The organism is Denitraticella aggregata, from assembly GCF_048158365.1.
In the GTDB taxonomy this organism is placed as follows: Bacteria; Pseudomonadota; Gammaproteobacteria; order Burkholderiales; family Rhodocyclaceae; genus Azoarcus_F.
The window spans coordinates 84,027-101,384 of sequence record NZ_JBLLNL010000006.1; the positions used below are offsets into that span (position 1 = coordinate 84,027).

Consider the following 17,358-nt stretch of genomic DNA (forward strand, 5'->3'; position numbering starts at 1 on the left):
GATTGACCTTCATTAAACAGGACAGCGTCGCTTTTGGCTAGATTCGTGCGCAACCGCGCGGTCGCGGATGCAGCTCCCCGCAGCGATACCGTCGCCCGCGTCAGCCGGGTCCGGATGCTGTTTCCACGGCTACACGCGGTATCGCAAGAATCAGCGCTCGGCGGTCGCGATACCGCGGCAGTGTATCGGCAAGTTGTCGGGCAGGGTCACGACGGTCGGTGAACAGGGCCATGGCCTCAGCCCTCGATGCAGATCACCGGTTCGAGACCGGCGACCTTGCGCGCGAGCCCCTCGGCGTCTGCGGCATCGACCACCGCCGACACGTTCTTATATGCCCCCGGGGCTTTCTCGGCGATCTCCCGTTCGGACGGGCTGCGCACCAGAATGTCGCGCGCCGCCAGCGCGTCGACGACCTCCCGTCCACGCCAGGTCCGTTGCGCCTGGTTCCGGCTCATCGCCCGGCCGGCGCCATGACATGCCGACGAGAGCGCGCGAACCTCGGAGCTCGCCGAACCTGCCAGGATGTATGAACCGGTACCCATCGAACCGCCGATCAGCACCGGTTGCCCCACGCGCTCGCACGCAGTTCGGCGCCTTCGATGCGCACGCCGAAGCGGCTGGACAACATCCGGCGCACGGCGGTCGGCTTCATGCTCGAAATGCTCCCAGCCTGCGTTCATGCGGCCTTTTTCAGTGCGACCGTCGAGTACGCGAGCCGGTTCATTCGAACAGGTTCAGGATGCCGTCCAGTCCGACGTGATCCAGGCAGCAGTGCGCCGCGGCCCGAAGCACGGGTTTGGCGCGGTACGCGACACCGAATCCGGCCGCCTTGAACATCGGCAGATCATTTGCGCCATCTCCGGCGACGATGACCTGTTCAGGTCGAAGCCCCAACGCGTCACGAGTGCGCACCAGATGGGCGGCTTTGGCAGCGCCATCGACGATGGCACCGAAAATGCGCCCGGTCAGTTTCCCGTCGACGATCTCCAACTGGTTTGCAAAGGACTGGTCGAAGCCGAGACGTGCTTGCAAGCGTTCGGTGAAGTAGGTAAAACCGCCCGACACCAGCACGGTGTGCAGGCCCGCCTTCCTGATCTGTCGGATCAGCCGCTCAGCGCCCGGATTCAGCGCGAGCCGATGGGCATAGACTTCTTCCAGGGCCTGTTCGGGCAAACCGGCGAGCAGGCCGACTCGACGGGTCAATGACTGACTGAAGTCGATCTCGCCACGCATCGCCACTTCGGTGATGGCGGCGACTTCATGCTTGAGCCCATGCAGGTCGGCGACCTCGTCGATGCACTCGATGTTGATCAGGGTGGAGTCCATGTCGGTCACGAACAGGCCAAAGTCCGAAAGGCGCTGGCCCGGTGTGACCCAGGCCCAGTCGAGGCCGGCCCGCGCACAGTCGTCGGCGATCGTGTCGGCAGACCGTGCGTCGACCAGGCGGAAGGCCTGCGGTGTGATCTGTTCGATTGCGCTGGCCCGGGTTGCCTTGGCAAGCGATTTCAGGGCGACGCTATCGACGTCGTCGCCCTGCACGACCAGATTCATGCGTTGTGACTCCGCGGAGACGGGAGCTCACTGAGGACGCCGTGGGCGCTGCGAATCATCGATTCGGTGGTGTCCCAGCCGACGCATGCATCGGTCACCGAGCAACCATAGCGCAACTGTGACAAGTCCTTCGGGATCGGCTGGTTGCCGGCCTCGATGAAGCTCTCGACCATGATGCCGACGATCGACCGGTTGCCCTCGCGGATCTGATGCATGACATCCTTCATGACCAGTGGCTGCAGCTCCGGCTTCTTCCATGAGTTCGCATGCGAGCAGTCGACGACGATGTTGGCAGGCAGCTTGGCTTTGGCGAGCGCCTGCTCGGCCAGCGAGACCGACACCGTGTCGTAGTTCGGTCGGCCGGCGCCGCCGCGCAGCACCACGTGACCATAGCGATTGCCGCGGGTGCGCAGGATGGCGGTCTGGCCCTTGGGGTTGATGCCGAGGAAGCTGTGAGGATGTGACGCGGACAGGATCGCGTTGATCGCGACGTCGAGATCGCCGTCGGTCGCGTTCTTGAAGCCGACCGGGGACGACAGCCCGGACGACATCTCGCGGTGGGTCTGGCTTTCGGACGTGCGGGCACCGATCGCGGTCCATGCGATCAGGTCGCCGTAGTACTGCGGACCGATCGGATCGAGGGCCTCGGTCGCGGCTGACAGACCGATCTCGTTCACAGCGAGCAGAAAGCGGCGGGCCTTCTCCATACCCTGATCGATCCGGAACGAGTCGTCCATGTAGGGGTCGTTGATGAAGCCCTTCCAGCCGGTGGAGGTGCGCGGCTTCTCGAAATAGACCCGCATCACCAGCAGGATACGGTCGGAGACCTCGTCGGCCAGGCGCTTGAGCCGACGGGCATAATCCAGGCCGGCCTCGGGATCGTGAATCGAACACGGTCCAAGCACCACGAAGATGCGGTCGCTCCTGCGATCGAGGATGTCGGCGAGCGCCTTGCGGCCGTTCAGGACGGTCGCGGCCGCTTTCTCGGACAGCGGAACGCGCGCCTTGATCTCCTCCGGGGAGGGCATCGGGTCGGCGGCGAGGATGTTCAGGTTTTCGGTCTGGGCGACAGGCATCTTATTGGCTCCGCAGTGCAGCAAGGAGGGCGAATTGTACCCCGAAGCCGGCGGCAGTTCGTGGCTCAGTCCGCGACCGGTTCGAGCGCGCGCGAACGCCAGTCGAGCACGGCGGTGCGAACATGCATCCGGGTGGCGAACTCCGGAAATTCGTCGCGGATCACGTCGGCCGCGAATCGGCACATGAAGCGGCTCTTGAGCACTGCGCGGGCGCGCTCCATGCCGATTTCGTGGTAGGGCACCGTCGCGAGCAGCAGGAACCCGTCATCCGGAATCCGTCCCTGTCGCATGTTGGCCTTGATGATGATGGCCGCCTTGCGGATCGGATCGGACAGGTTCGGGCTGTACGGGCCGATGATCAGCGCACGGTTGGGCAGATGCAGCCAGTCGAAACCGCGTCCGATGCACAGCATCCACTCACGGTGCTCGATGTCGATCTCGCGCTTGGTTTCCTTGATGCGCTGGATATGGGCGAGATTGCCGCGCACCAGCGGCAGCAGATCCACACGGACCTGGGCGGCCATGTCGGGGAACAGGCGCTCGAGCAGGATCGGCAGCGAACGCCATTCGCGCTGAGGAAGTTGCGCGAGGTCGAGCCGGCTGCCGTCGACGCCGTGCAGCATCAGCGCATCCTCGTCGGTCTCGAATCCGCATACGACCGGATACACGGTGCCATGCCCGCTGCCGAATGCGTACTCGAACTGCGCCTTGACCTCATGAGTATGGCGAATCGCGGCCTCGGTGTCGTAGTCGAAGCCGGCGCATCCGCGGCGCGGGTCGCCCTTGGAGTAGTGATAGGTGATCAGCGTGAGCGCGCGACGGCCCGCGTCGATCACGTCCTGGATATGATGCGAGAACACTTCGCCCAGATGCGGCCAGCCCAGGTCGAAACGCCCGCCCAGATTGCGGAAGGGCTGGATAATGCCGACCGGCGTGCTGGTCGCGACCGACAGGTTGATCCGGCCATCCATGCATTTCAGCACCGAGATCGCGGTCGGATGTTCGGCCAGATAGCGCTTCTGGGCCAGCCAAGTTTCCGGACTGCTGAATTCCTCGGAGTGCCGGCGCGCATGTTCGAACAGCCATTCGATGCGCTCCTCGATCGGCCGGGAGTAGTTGTCCATCGTCTCGCCTCCGTGGATGTCCTTGGTGGGTCCGTCCGTGTTTTCAGGGGTCGGCCCGGACCGCGTGCAACAGTTCCCGCGCGGCCTGAACCCGTTGTTTGATCTCCGGCAGATCGGCTCGCCGGATCAGCTTGTCCGGACCGGACATGCGGGTGTGCTTGTCCTTCTGGATCAGGAAGATCACCTTGGCCGGATCGATGGGCGCATCGGCGGCGAACTGGATCGTGAGCTGTGCCTCGGTGGCATCGAGCTTGTTCACGCCGAAGGGCTTGACCAGCAGGCGCAGGCGGTGGGTTTCGATCAGCGTCTGGGTCTGTACCGGCATGTCGCCGAATCGATCGACCAGTTCTTCCTGCAACTCGCGCAGCGCGTCTTCCGCTTCGCAGTTTGCGAGCCGTTTGTAAAGCGTCAGCCGTTCCTGCACGTCCGGACAGTAGTCGCTCGGCAATAGCGCCGGGCTGTGCAGATTGATCTCCGACACCACGTCCAGCGGCTGGGTGAGATCGGTTTCCTTGCCGGCCTGCAGATCACGCACCGCGCGTTTCAGCATCTCGGTGTAGAGCGAGAAGCCGATCTGCTGGATCTCGCCCGACTGGTTCTCGCCAAGCACTTCGCCCGCACCGCGGATCTCCAGATCGTGCATCGCCAGATAGAAACCGGCGCCCAGGTCTTCCATCATCGTGATCGCCTCCAGTCGTTTCTGCGCACTCGCGGTCGGCTTCGCGTCCGGGTGGGTCAGCAGGTAGGCGTAGGCCTGGTGGTGGCTGCGTCCGACCCGCCCGCGCAGCTGGTGGAGCTGGGCGAGGCCGAATCGGTCGGCCCGGTTGATGAGGATGGTGTTCGCGGTGGGGATGTCGATACCGGTCTCGATGATCGTGGTGCAGAGCAGCAGGTTCGCGCGTTGTTGGGTGAAATCGCGCATCACCCGCTCGAGTTCGCGCTCGGGTAACTGTCCGTGTCCCACCGCGATGCGTGCCTCCGGCAGCAGTTCGGTCAGGGCATTGCGCATGTTCTCGATGGTCTCGACTTCGTTGTGCAGGAAATACACCTGACCGCCGCGCTTGAACTCGCGCAGCACCGCCTCCCGGATGATGCCGCGGCTGTAGCGCTGCACGAAGGTCTTGATCGACAGGCGTTTTTGCGGCGCGGTCGCGATCACGGAGAACTCGCGCAGTCCTTCCAGCGCCAGTCCCAGCGTGCGCGGAATCGGGGTGGCGGTCAGCGTGAGGATGTCGACCTCGCTGCGCAGCGATTTCAGGGCTTCCTTCTGGCGCACGCCGAAGCGATGCTCCTCGTCGATGATCACCAGCCCCAGGCGCTTGAACTGCACGTCCTTCTGCAACAGTCGGTGGGTACCGATGATGATGTCGACCTTGCCATTGGCGAGCAGCTTGAGCGCCTCGGCCTGTTCCCTGGTCGACTTGAATCGTGACAGCTCGGCGACCTTGACCGGCCAGTCCGCAAAGCGATCTGAAAAGGTCTGCCAGTGCTGCTCGGCGAGCAGCGTGGTCGGCGTAAGGATCGCGACCTGCTTGCCGTCCGCGACCGCGACGAAGGCGGCGCGCAGCGCGACCTCGGTCTTGCCGAATCCGACGTCGCCACAGACCAGCCTGTCCATGGGCCGGCCGCTCCTCATGTCCTCGACCGCCGCGTCGATCGCGGCCTGCTGATCGGGCGTCGTTTCGAAACCGAAGCCCTCCGCGAAGGCCTCCAGGTCGTGCTGCTTGAAGTCGAAGCGATGGCCGGGGCGGGTCGCACGCTTCGCATACAGTGCGAGCAGTTCGGCCGCGGTATCCCTGACCTGCAGCGCAGCCTTCTTCTTGGCCTTTTCCCACTGGCCCGATCCGAGCCGGTGCAGGCCGACCGCCTCGGGGTCCGCGCCGGCGTAGCGGGTGATCACATGCAGCTGGGCCACCGGCACGTAGAGCTTGTCGCCGTTGGCGTATTCGAGATGTAGGAATTCGGTGTCTCCCTCGCCCAGGTCCATGTGGATCAGACCGATGTAACGGCCCACACCATGCGACACGTGAACGACTGGATCGCCCGGCTTCAGTTCGGACAGATCGCGCAACCAGCCTTCCATCGTCGCGGCCTTGCGATTGTCGCGACGCGCCCGGGCTCTTGCGGTCAATGCGTAGAGCTCGGTTTCGGTGATGATTGCGAGCTTCGCTGCGGGAAGCTGGAAACCGGTCGCCAGCGGACCGACCGCAAGTCCGACGACCGCATCCGAGGACAGAAACCCGGACAGGTCGCTTGCGGTCGGCAGCATCAGACCGTAGTCGGAAAAGTACTCGGCCATGGTCTCGCGGCGCCCGGCCGATTCGGCCAGCACCAGCACCCGTCCACCGGCTTTGCACCAGTCGCCGTCCAGATACGCCTTGAGCCGATGCAAGGGGTCGGTGGCCTTGCGATCGACCGCGACCTCCGGCAGCGACAGCACCTCCGCGCTGGCCGCGCGCGGCTCGGGCGGCTCCGTGTGCGCCTCGATCGCGACTCGGGGACGCTGCTTCAGCGCGACGTAGAAATCCTCCTGACCGAGGAACAGATCCTCGGGCGGCAGCACCGGCCGACTACGGTCTCCTTTGAGCAGATCGTAGCGGGAACGGGTGTCCCGCCAGAACTCGTCGATGGCGGCCGGTACGTCATGATGCAGGACGACCACCGCATCGGCGGGCAGGTAATCGAACAGTGTGGCGGTGTGGTCGAAGAACAGGGGCAGGAAGTACTCGATACCGGCCGGCGCGATGCCGTTGGAGACATCCTTGTACAGCGCCACCCTGGACGGGTCACCTTCGAAGGTCTCCCGGAAACGGCTCCTGAAACGGGTCCGACCGGCCTCGTCCAGCGGAAACTCCCGCGCCGGCAGCAGACGGATCTCGGGGACCGGAAACACGGTTCGCTGGGTGTCCGGGTCGAAAGTCCTGATGCTCTCGATCTCGTCGTCGAAGAGGTCGATCCGGTAGGGCAGGGTGGCGCCCATCGGGAACAGGTCGATCAGCCCGCCACGCACCGAGAACTCGCCTGGGCTCACCACCTGGGCGACATGCGCATAGCCCGCCATCGCCATCTGGTTGCGCAGGCGCTCGATGTCCAGCGTCTCGCCCTGCTTCAGAAAGAAGGTGTAGGCCGCCATGAAGGCCGGCGGCGCCATGCGGTAGAGCGCGGTGGAGGCCGGAACGAGCACGACGTCGGTTTCGGCCCGGGTCAGCGAGTACAGCGTGGACAGACGCTCCGAGATCAGATCCTGGTGCGGCGAGAAACTGTCGTAGGGCAGGGTTTCCCAGTCCGGAAGCATGTGCGCGCGCAGCTCCGGGGCGACCCAGCCCAGTTCCTCGTGGAGTCGCTGTGCGTCTATCGGATTGGCGCAGACGAGCAGAAGCGGCTTTCCGTGCGCGGCCAGTTGCGCGACCGCTATTGCATCGGACGAGCCGACCAGGCCCTGCAGCGCGATGCGCTCGCCGGAGGCGGGCAGCCGCAATGAGGAGACGACGGGAAGCAGGCAATTCAGGGCCGGAGACATGTAGGAACGATGCAGCGCTGAAGGGACGCGCATTATCCTACTTCTTTACACGGATGGCTTCAGTCAATGTCTCGCCGCCAGACTGGCCGATTCCAGGTCATCTCGTTTCGACGAGCCAGCCCGACAGGATGGGTTGGCCGACGACGGTGCAGCCGAGCCGCTCCAGCCAGTCGCCGACCACCCGGTTGGAGTTGTGATTCAGGCTGTAGGGCGTCGGGTGTTCGATGAAGACGGACGGATTGACGACGCCGGGAAAAAGCGCGTCCGCGGCCGCCTCGAACATACTGTCCAGATCCTGCCGCAGGTGCCGGACCGCGTCGGCGTCGACGACGAGTTCATGGGCTGCGGAGATCATGAGGCCGGTCTGCAGCTTGAGCGTGTCCGGGCGCGGCGGATGAAGGAGGTGCTGCCGCCCGAGTGCGGCCCGGGTCGGCCACAGCAGGGCCCGCAGGCCGCTGCCGAAGCCGGTCCGATCGAGCACATAATAGTTCCAGTCGCCGTATGAATAGCGCGTCGCGCCGCCCTCGTCGGTCGGAAGAACGAGACTGGTGTGCCGGCCGTGGTCGAGGATGAAGATGCTGACGGGCCTGGGCGGATCCTCCGGCGGGATCACGACGGTCGTGCACGCGCTCAGCAGCGCGCTTGCCGCGATCGCGCACAGGACGGAGAGCGCCGATCGAGCGCCTCGATCATGCGTCGAACCTGTCGTCAGAATATGCGAATCGCATGCCATACATCGCATCTCAACCCTGCATGTTCGCGTCGCGCGCGCTCGCGCTCAGCTCACCCGATGAATGGATACCGGTATCCGCCTGGAGCCGAACGCGGTCGAATAATCGCCGAATCGGCCTGCCAGCGACGTCCCGCAGCGCGGACATTTGCCGCTGACGTCTAGCCGGTAATCGAGAATTTCGTACCAGTCGCGCACGATCAGCACTTCGCCGCATCCGGTGCATCGCGTGGTGTCGCCGTCGCGGTCATGAACGTTTCCGGTATAGACATGTTTCAAGCCCTGAGCGAGGGCGATGCCCCGGGCGCGGGTCAGCGTGGACCGGGGTGTAGCGGGGATGTCCGACATCTTGAAGTCCGGATGGAAGGCACTGAAATGCAGCGGTACTTCGGTGCCAAGCGTGCTGGCGATCCAGCGCGTGAGCGCGGTGATCTCTTCGTCCGAGTCGTTCTGGCCGGGAATCAGCAGCGTGGTGATCTCGACCCATACGTCGGTCTCATGGACCAGCCATTGCAGGGTATCGAGCACGGGCTGGAGGTGCGCGCCGCACAGACGGACGTAAAAGTCGTCGGTGAAGCCCTTGAGGTCGACATTCACGGCGTCCATGTCGGCGAAGAAGTCGCCCCGTGCAAGCCCGGTGATGTAGCCCGCAGTCACCGCCACGGTCTTCAGCCCCTGTGCATGCGCAGCGCGCGCGCAGTCGATCGCGTACTCGGCGAAGATCACCGGATCGTTGTAGGTGAAGGCGATGCTCCTGCAGCCGTGATGCGCCGCGGTACGCGCGATCTCCTCCGGGGATGCGGCCTCCATCAGGCTGTCCATGTCGCGGGACTTCGAGATGTCCCAGTTCTGGCAGAACTTGCACGCCAGGTTGCAGCCGGCCGTGCCGAAGGAGAACACGCTCGAGCCCGGATAGAAATGGTTCAGCGGTTTCTTCTCGATCGGGTCGATGCAGAAGCCCGAGCTTCGACCGTAGGTGGTCAGCACCAGCGTGTCGCTTTCGCGTTGGCGCACGAAACAGGCCCCACGCTGGCCGTCGTTAAGGTGGCAGTAACGCGGGCACAGATCGCACTGGATGCGTCCATCGTCGAGCGTGTGCCAGTAATTCGCCGGGTGATGGGTCATGTCGGAACCTGCTCGGTGGTGTGCCGGGCATTCAAGGTCGCAGCCGCGTCGGACTCCGACCATTTGCGGACGGTGTAGGTTGCGGCCATCAGGTTGGGTGCGGGTCGGTCCGCAGCCAGCCCCGCCTTGTGCTTGAGTGCAGCCAGGAATGCGGCTGGATCCGGCAACTGCTCCCATACCTGTGGCAGGAAGGTCGCACTGCGGCAGCCGGAAAACAGGATGACGCCATCCTGTCCCGGGCGGAGCTTGCGCGCAAGCTCCGCCTCGTCCTTGAACTCGACGAACTCGGGTTCGGACAGCAGTGACACCTCGATCTCCAGGTCCGGCAGCTCATCTGCGGTGACCGGCGGAAAGCGTGGATCCCGCGCGGCGGCCGCGACCGCATTGATGTCCAGATCCTCGCCCAGGGATCGTTGCGCCCGGATACTGCCGACGCAGCCGCGCAGATCCCCGTCCTTTTTCAGCGTGACGAAGCATGCTGCCCGCTCGGACAGCCAGCGGGGTGTGCGCTCCGGAGTCGGTACCAGGCGACCAAGGTGCTGCGCGATCGCCGCGCGCGCACGGGTCAGCAGTTCGGGGCCGATTTCAGTGTCTGAGGGCAGCGTCATGATCCGACTCCTGACAGAAGGCGAGGCTCGCATAGCCGACGACACTGCTGCGGTCGCCGGCGGTATCTCCGGAATTGCGCAGATCGATCAGTTGCGGCCTGAGCCCGCGCGAGGCGGCCAGACGCAGCAGACCGTTCAACGGTCGCGCGCCACAGGCCTGCTCGGGGTCCAGCGTACTGCGCAGCTTCATGATGTCGGCGATGGTGCCGCGGTCGATCGAGCGCGCTTCGTCGTAGCGATGGTAATGAGACAGGTCCGAACTGATCACGATCAGCGTTTCGTCACCGCCCCACAGGACTGACAGTAAGTCGGCCACCGCCTCCGGCGGGGCGTCGCCCACCAGCAAGGGCACCAGTTCGAAGCGATCGAGCATGGTCTGCAGAAACGGCAACTGAACCTCGAGGCAGTGCTCGAAGGCATGCGGCCGATCATCCACGACCACGTCGTCGCGCCGTTGCAGCGTACGCCATGCGCCCTGGTCCAGCGGCACGACGCCCAGTGGGGTGCTGAAGCTCTGTGCGGCGGGTAGCGCGAAACTGCGCACCGGCACGCGGTGGGCCGGTCCGAGCAGGACGACGCGCTCGATCCGGTGACGCAGGCGCGCAAGGCGCGCGTAGCCCTGGGCCGCGATGGCGCCGGAGTAGATGTAGCCGGCATGCGGCACGACCAGCACCTTCGGAGCGTTGCTGTCGACCGCCCCGTCGCTTGCAGCCAGAGCGAGCAGTTCATTTACCAGGTTCTGCAGCACGCGGGGGTCGGCGGGGTAGAACATGCCCGCCACGGCGGCCGGGCGTATTGAAGCGGTGGCCATGGGTGTCGATCTCCACGACGGTGTTGACGTTCCCTTGCGGGCCCGAATCAGGGACGTTCCGCATGATCCAAGTATAGGCGCTTTGTGCCGCACGCAAGTAGCCTGCGAGCATGCCGAACCGCGCGTCCTCCCACGGGGTTGTGCCCGGTCGTGACGCGTGGTCGTGCAAGGCCATGCATGGACCCGGCTCTACGGGTGCGCTTCAGGTTAATATCCGGCGCATGCAGGCCTTTCACCCCAGACATTTCGCGATCGTCCCCGCTGCCGGCTCGGGTAGCCGGATGCGCTCCGAGAAACCCAAGCAATACCTTCCACTGCTCGGACGTCCGCTGATCCACCACGCGTTGTCGGTATTGTGTGCCTTGCCCGACATCGACAAGGTGTTCGTCGTGCTGTCGGTCGATGACCTCGAGTGGCGCAAACATGACTGGCGCGGCCTGGGCGACAAGATGCTTCCGCTGTTCTGTGGCGGCGCCACCCGTGCCGACAGCGTGCTAGGTGGTTTGCGTGCGATTGCGGCGGATGTCGAACAGTCGGACTGGATTCTGGTGCACGATGCGGCCAGGCCCTGTATCGCACCGTGGCATGTCGAGAAGCTGATTCGCGAGGTCGCGCACGAGGAGGTGGGCGGCCTGCTCGCGGTGCCGGTGGCCGATACGCTCAAGCTCGCGGACGAACGGGGTCATGTCAGCAAGACCGTGCCGCGGGAGCGGCTGTGGCAGGCGCAGACCCCACAGATGTTCCGTTACGTGATGCTGCGGCGCGCCCTCGAAGCGGCGCGCGACGTCACCGACGAGGCGAGCGCGATCGAAGCGGCCGGGCTGCATCCACGTCTGGTGCTGTCGGATGCGACCAATCTGAAGGTGACCTATCCGCTCGACATGCATCTGGCCGAATGGATTCTGCGTAATCGGGAGGCGTGAGGATTGATGAAGGCATGGAGCATCGGGATTCGGGTCGGGCAGGGCTTCGACGTGCATGCGCTGGTTCCGGGGCGCGCATTGATCATCGGCGGCGTACGGATTCCGTTTTCCTCGGGCCTGCTCGGTCATTCGGATGCAGATGTGTTACTGCATGCGCTCACCGATGCATTGCTGGGCGCGGCCGGGCTCGGCGACATCGGGCGGATGTTTCCGGACACCGATCCGGCTCACGCGGGCGCCGACAGCCGGATCCTGTTGCGCAATGCCTTCGCCGCGGTGACTCAAATGGGATTCGGAGTGGTCAATGTCGACGCGACCGTGATCTGCAGGGCGCCGCGCATCCTGCCGCATGTACCGATGATGGCGGCGAACATCGCGCAGGATCTCGGTATCGACCGTGAATGCGTGAACATCAAGGGCAAGACCACCGAGAAGCTCGGCTTCACCGGACGGGGCGAGGGCATCGCAGCACAGGTGGTCGTGCTGATCGCCAGCACCCGGGATGACGGCTGACACGCGGGCCGGGTCCTTGCGTGTCTTTTTCGCGCTGTGGCCGGATGTCCCGCTGGCCCGCCGCCTTCACGCCTGCGGACGCCGGTTTCGCATCGGTCCGGACGTGCGCCTGATGCAAACGGACACTCTGCACCTGACGCTGGTCTTCCTCGGCGACGTTGCGTTGGCGCGCATCGGGGCGCTGAAGGCGGTTGCCGACGGCATCGAGTTCGACCCCTTCGAACTCCAGCTGAATGTCATCGACTGCTGGCCGAGAAAGCGCATCACGTGGATCGGTGCCAGTGAAACACCGGATGCGCTGCTGTCGCTGGCGGGCTCGTTGAGCGCCAGGCTGGACGATGCGGGATTCGCGCACGAGCATCGTCGTTTCGTGCCGCATCTGACGCTGTTACGCAGATCGGTCCTGCCTGCGGTGCGCCAGACGATCGCACCGCTGCCCTGGCCGGTCCGCTCGTTCGTGCTGGTCGCATCGCGCAGAATGGCCGATGGGGCGCATTACGAAGTGCTCGGTCGCTGGTCCGGCGTTCGGCCTTGCCCGATTCGGCCAGGTTGACTGATCTGAAGGGCGGGTGTCTCGCGGGGAAAGCGAGACAGGGTTTCGACCCGGTTTCGGTTCTTGCCCTTTCGATTCAGAGCAATCAAATTGGCTGACAATGGCCGATCACCCATTACAGGAGCAGGCAGGCGCCGAGGCGCTCCTTGAGCTGTGGCTCGGTGGACTTGGTGTAATCCTTTTCGAATCGGTCGGTGATCAGTTGCGCGGTCGGATGGTCTAGGACAGTATTGAGCAGTCCCATGAAGGCGGGCGGCGCCACCACGACGGCTCTCCCGAATGCGTTCCGGGTTCGGCCATGATAGAGTTCCTGGGCCAGTTCCTGGGCAAATACTCGGGCTTCATGCTCTTTTGGCTGGGTCTGGGGCTGCTTGGCACCGTGACCGTTGCCGACCGACGCCATGGCGCCGGGTCGATCGGTTACGAGTTCGGAATTCTTAAATCGGCTTTCAGGGTGGATCAGTTCCTTGATCAGCTTGAGGCCCTTGTTGGGGCCGAGATTTTCGTAGAGCCGGGCAAGGCTGGCATTGGCAACCAGAATCCAGGTAATAGCCATCGTATACCTCCGAGCGAGCGTTGATGATCCGGAGGTCCGTCGTGACCCGTTCATCGAGGGGCACGTGGCGTCGGCATGCATGCCACGACCGATCGGGCAAATGCCCGGTCATGCCTGCATTCCACAGTTGTTCCCGGAACTGCAGTCCATCCTTCTCTCGAACAGGTGTGGCGACCCTCCGTCCTGCGCAGGCAGTGTTTCCAGCTTAGACCGGGAAGCACCGGCTGGCAAATGGTCGCTGTGCCGAGACACCAAGGCCTCGATCCCGTCCGACGGTCGTCGGGCGTGGGGTCAGAGCGACGACCGTCGGACGGGATCGAGGCCGTAGAACAGGCAAAGCTGCTCGTAGACGCGCGGGAATGCGGCGCGCAACACGGCCGGCGTCTCGAAAAAGGACTCCGAGGCCACCGCGAAGAACTCCGCGGGATGCTCGGTCGCGTATGGGTCGAGTGCGGTGGGTTCGCCCCGGTCGAACTGCTCGCACAGTCGCGCATAGGCGTCGCTGAAGGCCGAGGCCCAATCCTGTCTGGACATGTGTGGAGGGAGCGGCGGAAAGCCGTCGGCTTCGCCGTTGGACATGTCGAGCTTGTGCGCGAACTCGTGGATGACCACGTTCATGCCGACCGGCTGGGTCCCTTCGTCCTGCCATGACAACAGCACCGGACCCTGTTCCCAGGCCTCGCCCAGCACCTCGTCTTCGTACTCATGTACGACACCGTCTTCGTCGAGCCGGCTGCGCGGGACGATGAAATCGCCAGGATAGACGATCACGCCGACCCAGCTCCGGTACGCACGCAAGCCGATGTTGAGAATCGGCAGGCAGGCCTGAAGCGCGATCGACAGCCGCATCGCGTCGCCCACGGCCATGCCGTGCGCGCCGTGAAACTCCTTTTCGGCCAGAAATTCGCGCGCCAGCAGCCGCAATCTGGCCCGGTCGTCGCGTTCCAGATGATTCAGGAAGGGCAGACGCGCCTCGACTTCGTCCCACATGCGCGCCGGGACCTGGACACGTGCGAGCCTGCGCCTTCGAAGCCAGTTGCGCAATCGATCAAGCATGCGGTTTGCGCGTGGTCAGGAAAATTCCAGCGAACACCATGAAGATACCGGCGAAGTGAAACCACGATGGACGTTCCGCCAGAAAGAGCACGGCCAGAATCGTGCCGAATACCGGCATCAGGTGGATGAACAGCGCGCTTCGGTTCGGGCCGACGGCTGCAACGCCCGCATTGTAGAAGACGTAACCCAGAAAGCCGGGAAAGATACCGATGTAGGCGATCGCGACCAGGGTTGCGGTCCCGGGCTCGATCTGTCGCCCCTGCCCGAGCTCCCAGGCATAGAACGGAGCCAGGGCGGTAAGCCCGACCACGGTCAGCGCGGCGAGCATCAGCATCGGATGAATACCCGCCGGCCGCCATTGCAGACCGACCGTGTACAGGCCCCAGGTCAGCACCGCAAGCAGCATCCACAGGTCACCGGTGTTCAGGCTGAGCCCGAGCAGGGTAGTGATGTCGCCCCGCGCCACGATGGTCATCACGCCGAGCAGTGACAGCAGCGCGCCGAATGCCTCGACCCGGCTCAGCCGCTTGCCGAGCAGCAGGAACGCGAACCCGATCGTGGCGACCGGAATGAAGGAATTGAGCATCGTCGCATTGGTCGCGGTCGTCGATTGAAGCGCGATATAGACGAAGGTGTTGTAGCCGCCGACACTGAGCAAACCGAGCAGCGCCAGCGTACGCCAGCTGCGGCGAAGTTCCGGCCACTGGGACTTGACATGGCGCAGGGCAAAGGGCAACACCAGCCCGAGCGCGATCAGCCAGCGCCAGAAGGCGAGTGCGATCGGTGGAACGGCCTCGTGCACGCCCCGCGCAATGACCATGTTTCCCGACCAGAACAGCACCGTCAGGGTCAGCAGCAGGTAGGGGTTGGGGTGGGTCAGGAACGGCCGCACGGTCGGATTCTGTCGATGGTCGAGGCATGGATGTTACCGCAGTGACGGTGCGCAAAGTCGGTCTCTTCGGACCGGATCCCGTTCGCACGGATATGGGATAATCGGCCCATGGTCTCCGTCACACACGCCGTATCCATCGATGACGCCGCACCGCCGCTCGAACTGCTGGCGGAGGGGATGAGTGTCGACGAGCAGAAGCGCATCGCCGACGCCCTGACGCTCGCCGAAGAAGTCTACGAGGGGCATGTGCTCGGGACCGGCGAGTCGGTGTGGACCCATGCGCTGGGGATGGCGCTGATCTGTGCGTCGCTGAAGCTCGATGCCGACAGCCGGGTCGCTGCGCTGCTTTTCGGGGCCGTTGAGTACATGGATCAGACGCAGGAAGTGATCCCCGCGCGCTTCGGCGCGGTGTCCGCCGATCTGGTCGACGGGCTGAAGAAGCTCAACGGACTGCGGCTGCTGACCCGCATGACCGCACGGGCCACTGCACCCGAGATTCGCGCCCAGACCGAGGTGCTGCGCAAGATGCTGCTGGCCATGGTGGCGGACATTCGCGTGGTGCTGTTGCGCCTTGCATCGCGCACGCAGACCCTGCGCTATTTCACCGAGAACCCGATCGACATGCGGGTCGATGTCGCGCGCGAGAGCCTGGACATCTACGCGCCGCTGGCGAATCGGCTGGGTGTGTGGCAGCTGAAATGGGAGCTCGAGGACTTGTCGTTTCGCTTTCTCGAACCGGATACCTATCGACGGATCGCGAAGATGCTCGATGAACGCCGGTCCGAGCGCGAAGCCTTCATCCAGGATACGATCGAGACCCTGGAGCGCGAACTGGCCGCCGCCGGTCTGAAGGGCGAGGTGCAGGGTCGGCCAAAGCACATCTACAGTATCTACAACAAGATGCGGGCCAAGAAGCTCGATTTCTCGCAGCTATACGACATCCGCGCAGTGAGGGTGCTGGTGGACAGGGTGGAGGACTGCTACACGGTACTGGACATCGTGAATCGGCTTTGGAAGGCGATTCCGGAAGAGTACGACGACTACATCATCAAGCCCAAGGGCAACAACTACCAGTCGCTTCACACTGCCGTCCTGGCCGGCGACGGGCGTTCGGTCGAGGTCCAGATTCGCACCCGCGACATGCATCGTCACGCCGAGCTCGGTGTGGCTGCACACTGGCGCTACAAGGAAGGTACGGGTCACGGCGCTGAATATGACGAAAAGATCGCGTTGTTGCGCAGCCTGCTGTCATGGCGTGACGAGATTGCGGATTCTGCCGACTGGATAGAACAGTTTCGACGCGCGTCACTGGACGACACGATCTATCTGCTGACGCCGCAGGGCCGGGTCATCGACCTGCCACAGGGCGCGACGCCGGTGGATTTCGCCTACCGGGTCCATACCGATCTCGGTCATCACTGCCGCGGTGCCAAGGTGGATGGTCATCTCGTGCCGCTCAATACCCGACTGGAGAATGGTCAGACGGTCGACATTACCGCAGCCAAGGAGGGAGGGCCGTCGCGCGACTGGTTGAATCCGCAGCTGGGCTATGTCGCGACCAGCCGTGCGCGCAACAAGATCAAGCAGTATTTCAGCCAACTCGAGGAGAACGAACTGCTCGTGCGGGGACGCAGCTTCGTCACGCGCGAGATGCAGCGCGAGGGACAGTCGCAGGCCAACACCGAGGACCTCGCGGCCCGGCTCGGGTTTCGCAACGCGGACGCCCTCTTTGTCGCGGCCGGCCGCGGCGAGGTCGGTCCGCGCGCGGTGCAGAATGCACTGCGGGACGGGGTCGGGCCGGAGACGCCGGTCGCGGAACCCGAGTTCGTCGTCGGTCGGAGCCGATCGGGCGACAGCAGCGACAAGGTGCTGGTGGTCGGCGTCGGCAAATTGATGACATCGCTGAGCCGCTGCTGCAAGCCGGCGCCGCCGGATGCGATCCAGGGCTTCGTGACGCGGGGCCGGGGCGTGTCGATACACCGCACCGATTGCCCGGATTTTCAGCGCCTGGTGGCAAAGGAGCCGGAACGGGTCATCGAGGCCGAGTGGGGAGGGAGTGCTTTCGAGGGTTCAGGCTCGGTGTTTCCGGTCGACATCGAGGTCGAGGCGGCCGATCGCCAGGGGCTGTTGCGCGATATCTCGGAAGTCCTGTCGCGCGAGAAGCTCAACGTGGTTGCGGTCAATACGCTGACCAAGAAGGGCAAGGCCTACATGCGGTTCACGATGGAGGTCAATGGCGGGGCGCAGATCCGGCGCGCGACCACCTTGATCCGCGAGGTCCCGGATGTGGTCGATGCTCGGCGGCGCTGAGGGGTCGCTT

General features: G+C 64.4%; 16 protein-coding genes. 4 read left to right on the forward strand and 12 right to left on the reverse strand.

Features of this window, described 5'->3' with window-relative positions:
• Positions 1-236 precede the first annotated feature (236 nt).
• From ACKVEX_RS09210 to amrB, 9 genes are all read right to left on the reverse strand, one after another.
• Positions 237-542, reverse strand: a complete 306-nt coding sequence (locus ACKVEX_RS09210; RefSeq protein ID WP_473215421.1) for an RtcB family protein — start codon at positions 540-542, stop codon at positions 237-239.
• Positions 543-720: 178 nt separating this feature from the next.
• Positions 721-1,551 (reverse strand): phosphoserine phosphatase SerB, encoded by an 831-nt coding sequence (gene serB, locus ACKVEX_RS09215; RefSeq protein WP_473215422.1) that lies wholly within the window; start codon positions 1,549-1,551, stop codon positions 721-723.
• On the reverse strand, positions 1,548-2,627 hold the full coding sequence (locus ACKVEX_RS09220) for a 3-deoxy-7-phosphoheptulonate synthase (protein WP_473215423.1): 1,080 nt from the start codon (positions 2,625-2,627) through the stop codon (positions 1,548-1,550). Before ACKVEX_RS09220 ends, serB begins: the two co-directional genes overlap by 4 nt.
• 65 nt (positions 2,628-2,692) lie before the next feature.
• Positions 2,693-3,751 carry a hypothetical protein gene (locus ACKVEX_RS09225; RefSeq protein WP_473215424.1) on the reverse strand — a complete coding sequence of 353 codons (1,059 nt, stop codon included), beginning with the start codon at positions 3,749-3,751 and terminating at the stop codon, positions 2,693-2,695.
• Between the two features lie 43 nt (positions 3,752-3,794).
• Positions 3,795-7,271, reverse strand: a complete 3,477-nt coding sequence (gene mfd / locus ACKVEX_RS09230) for a transcription-repair coupling factor (RefSeq protein WP_473215550.1) — start codon at positions 7,269-7,271, stop codon at positions 3,795-3,797.
• Between the two features lie 97 nt (positions 7,272-7,368).
• Positions 7,369-8,004, reverse strand: a complete 636-nt coding sequence (locus tag ACKVEX_RS09235) for a hypothetical protein (RefSeq protein WP_473215425.1) — start codon at positions 8,002-8,004, stop codon at positions 7,369-7,371.
• 45 nt (positions 8,005-8,049) lie between these two features.
• Entirely contained in the window at positions 8,050-9,126 is a 1,077-nt protein-coding gene (amrS, locus tag ACKVEX_RS09240) for an AmmeMemoRadiSam system radical SAM enzyme (RefSeq protein WP_473215426.1), read from the reverse strand.
• Positions 9,123-9,734 (reverse strand): AmmeMemoRadiSam system protein A, encoded by a 612-nt coding sequence (amrA, locus tag ACKVEX_RS09245; RefSeq protein WP_473215427.1) that lies wholly within the window; start codon positions 9,732-9,734, stop codon positions 9,123-9,125. The genes amrS and amrA overlap by 4 nt, the downstream gene beginning before the upstream one ends.
• Positions 9,712-10,545 (reverse strand): AmmeMemoRadiSam system protein B, encoded by an 834-nt coding sequence (amrB, locus tag ACKVEX_RS09250; protein ID WP_473215428.1) that lies wholly within the window; start codon positions 10,543-10,545, stop codon positions 9,712-9,714. The genes amrA and amrB overlap by 23 nt, the downstream gene beginning before the upstream one ends.
• Before the next feature lie 221 nt (positions 10,546-10,766).
• On the opposite strand from amrB, the gene ispD reads away from it, so the two are divergent.
• From ispD to thpR, 3 genes are read left to right on the forward strand one after another with little or no spacing between them, the layout of a single operon-like run.
• The gene (gene ispD, locus ACKVEX_RS09255; RefSeq protein ID WP_473215429.1) at positions 10,767-11,468 is read left to right on the forward strand and encodes a 2-C-methyl-D-erythritol 4-phosphate cytidylyltransferase; all 702 of its coding nucleotides are present in this window, start codon (positions 10,767-10,769) and stop codon (positions 11,466-11,468) included.
• A 6-nt stretch (positions 11,469-11,474) separates the two neighbouring features.
• Positions 11,475-11,981 (forward strand): 2-C-methyl-D-erythritol 2,4-cyclodiphosphate synthase, encoded by a 507-nt coding sequence (gene ispF / locus ACKVEX_RS09260; protein WP_473215430.1) that lies wholly within the window; start codon positions 11,475-11,477, stop codon positions 11,979-11,981.
• On the forward strand, positions 11,971-12,534 hold the full coding sequence (thpR, locus tag ACKVEX_RS09265; RefSeq protein ID WP_473215431.1) for an RNA 2',3'-cyclic phosphodiesterase: 564 nt from the start codon (positions 11,971-11,973) through the stop codon (positions 12,532-12,534). The genes ispF and thpR overlap by 11 nt, the downstream gene beginning before the upstream one ends.
• A gap of 115 nt (positions 12,535-12,649) precedes the next feature.
• Here thpR and ACKVEX_RS09270 read toward each other — a convergent pair whose 3' ends face one another.
• The 3 genes from ACKVEX_RS09270 to ACKVEX_RS09280 form a co-directional block, all read right to left on the reverse strand.
• Positions 12,650-13,090 carry a host attachment protein gene (locus ACKVEX_RS09270; protein WP_473215432.1) on the reverse strand — a complete coding sequence of 147 codons (441 nt, stop codon included), beginning with the start codon at positions 13,088-13,090 and terminating at the stop codon, positions 12,650-12,652.
• A gap of 291 nt (positions 13,091-13,381) precedes the next feature.
• Entirely contained in the window at positions 13,382-14,146 is a 765-nt protein-coding gene (locus ACKVEX_RS09275) for a M90 family metallopeptidase (protein ID WP_473215433.1), read from the reverse strand.
• The gene (locus ACKVEX_RS09280; protein WP_473215434.1) at positions 14,139-15,038 is read right to left on the reverse strand and encodes a DMT family transporter; all 900 of its coding nucleotides are present in this window, start codon (positions 15,036-15,038) and stop codon (positions 14,139-14,141) included. Before ACKVEX_RS09280 ends, ACKVEX_RS09275 begins: the two co-directional genes overlap by 8 nt.
• Positions 15,039-15,146: 108 nt before the next feature.
• Here ACKVEX_RS09280 and ACKVEX_RS09285 point away from each other — a divergent pair, with 108 nt between their 5' ends.
• Positions 15,147-17,348, forward strand: a complete 2,202-nt coding sequence (locus tag ACKVEX_RS09285; RefSeq protein ID WP_473215435.1) for a RelA/SpoT family protein — start codon at positions 15,147-15,149, stop codon at positions 17,346-17,348.
• Positions 17,349-17,358 lie beyond the last annotated feature (10 nt).

Excerpts from the sequence above, each read along its gene's own strand:
- ACKVEX_RS09220 (WP_473215423.1), bottom strand. The coding sequence starts at position 2,627 with ATGCCTGTCGCCCAGACCGAAAACCTGAACATCCTCGCCGCCGACCCG.
- ispF (WP_473215430.1), top strand. The coding sequence starts at position 11,475 with ATGAAGGCATGGAGCATCGGGATTCGGGTCGGGCAGGGCTTCGACGTG.
- amrB (WP_473215428.1), bottom strand. The coding sequence starts at position 10,545 with ATGGCCACCGCTTCAATACGCCCGGCCGCCGTGGCGGGCATGTTCTAC.
- ACKVEX_RS09285 (WP_473215435.1), top strand. The coding sequence starts at position 15,147 with ATGGTCTCCGTCACACACGCCGTATCCATCGATGACGCCGCACCGCCG.
- ACKVEX_RS09210 (WP_473215421.1), bottom strand. The coding sequence starts at position 542 with ATGGGTACCGGTTCATACATCCTGGCAGGTTCGGCGAGCTCCGAGGTT.
- ispD (WP_473215429.1), top strand. The coding sequence starts at position 10,767 with ATGCAGGCCTTTCACCCCAGACATTTCGCGATCGTCCCCGCTGCCGGC.
- ACKVEX_RS09270 (WP_473215432.1), bottom strand. The coding sequence starts at position 13,090 with ATGGCTATTACCTGGATTCTGGTTGCCAATGCCAGCCTTGCCCGGCTC.
- serB (WP_473215422.1), bottom strand. The coding sequence starts at position 1,551 with ATGAATCTGGTCGTGCAGGGCGACGACGTCGATAGCGTCGCCCTGAAA.
- ACKVEX_RS09225 (WP_473215424.1), bottom strand. The coding sequence starts at position 3,751 with ATGGACAACTACTCCCGGCCGATCGAGGAGCGCATCGAATGGCTGTTC.
- amrS (WP_473215426.1), bottom strand. The coding sequence starts at position 9,126 with ATGACCCATCACCCGGCGAATTACTGGCACACGCTCGACGATGGACGC.
- amrA (WP_473215427.1), bottom strand. The coding sequence starts at position 9,734 with ATGACGCTGCCCTCAGACACTGAAATCGGCCCCGAACTGCTGACCCGT.
- mfd (WP_473215550.1), bottom strand. The coding sequence starts at position 7,271 with ATGTCTCCGGCCCTGAATTGCCTGCTTCCCGTCGTCTCCTCATTGCGG.
- ACKVEX_RS09275 (WP_473215433.1), bottom strand. The coding sequence starts at position 14,146 with ATGCTTGATCGATTGCGCAACTGGCTTCGAAGGCGCAGGCTCGCACGT.
- ACKVEX_RS09235 (WP_473215425.1), bottom strand. The coding sequence starts at position 8,004 with ATGGCATGCGATTCGCATATTCTGACGACAGGTTCGACGCATGATCGA.
- thpR (WP_473215431.1), top strand. The coding sequence starts at position 11,971 with ATGACGGCTGACACGCGGGCCGGGTCCTTGCGTGTCTTTTTCGCGCTG.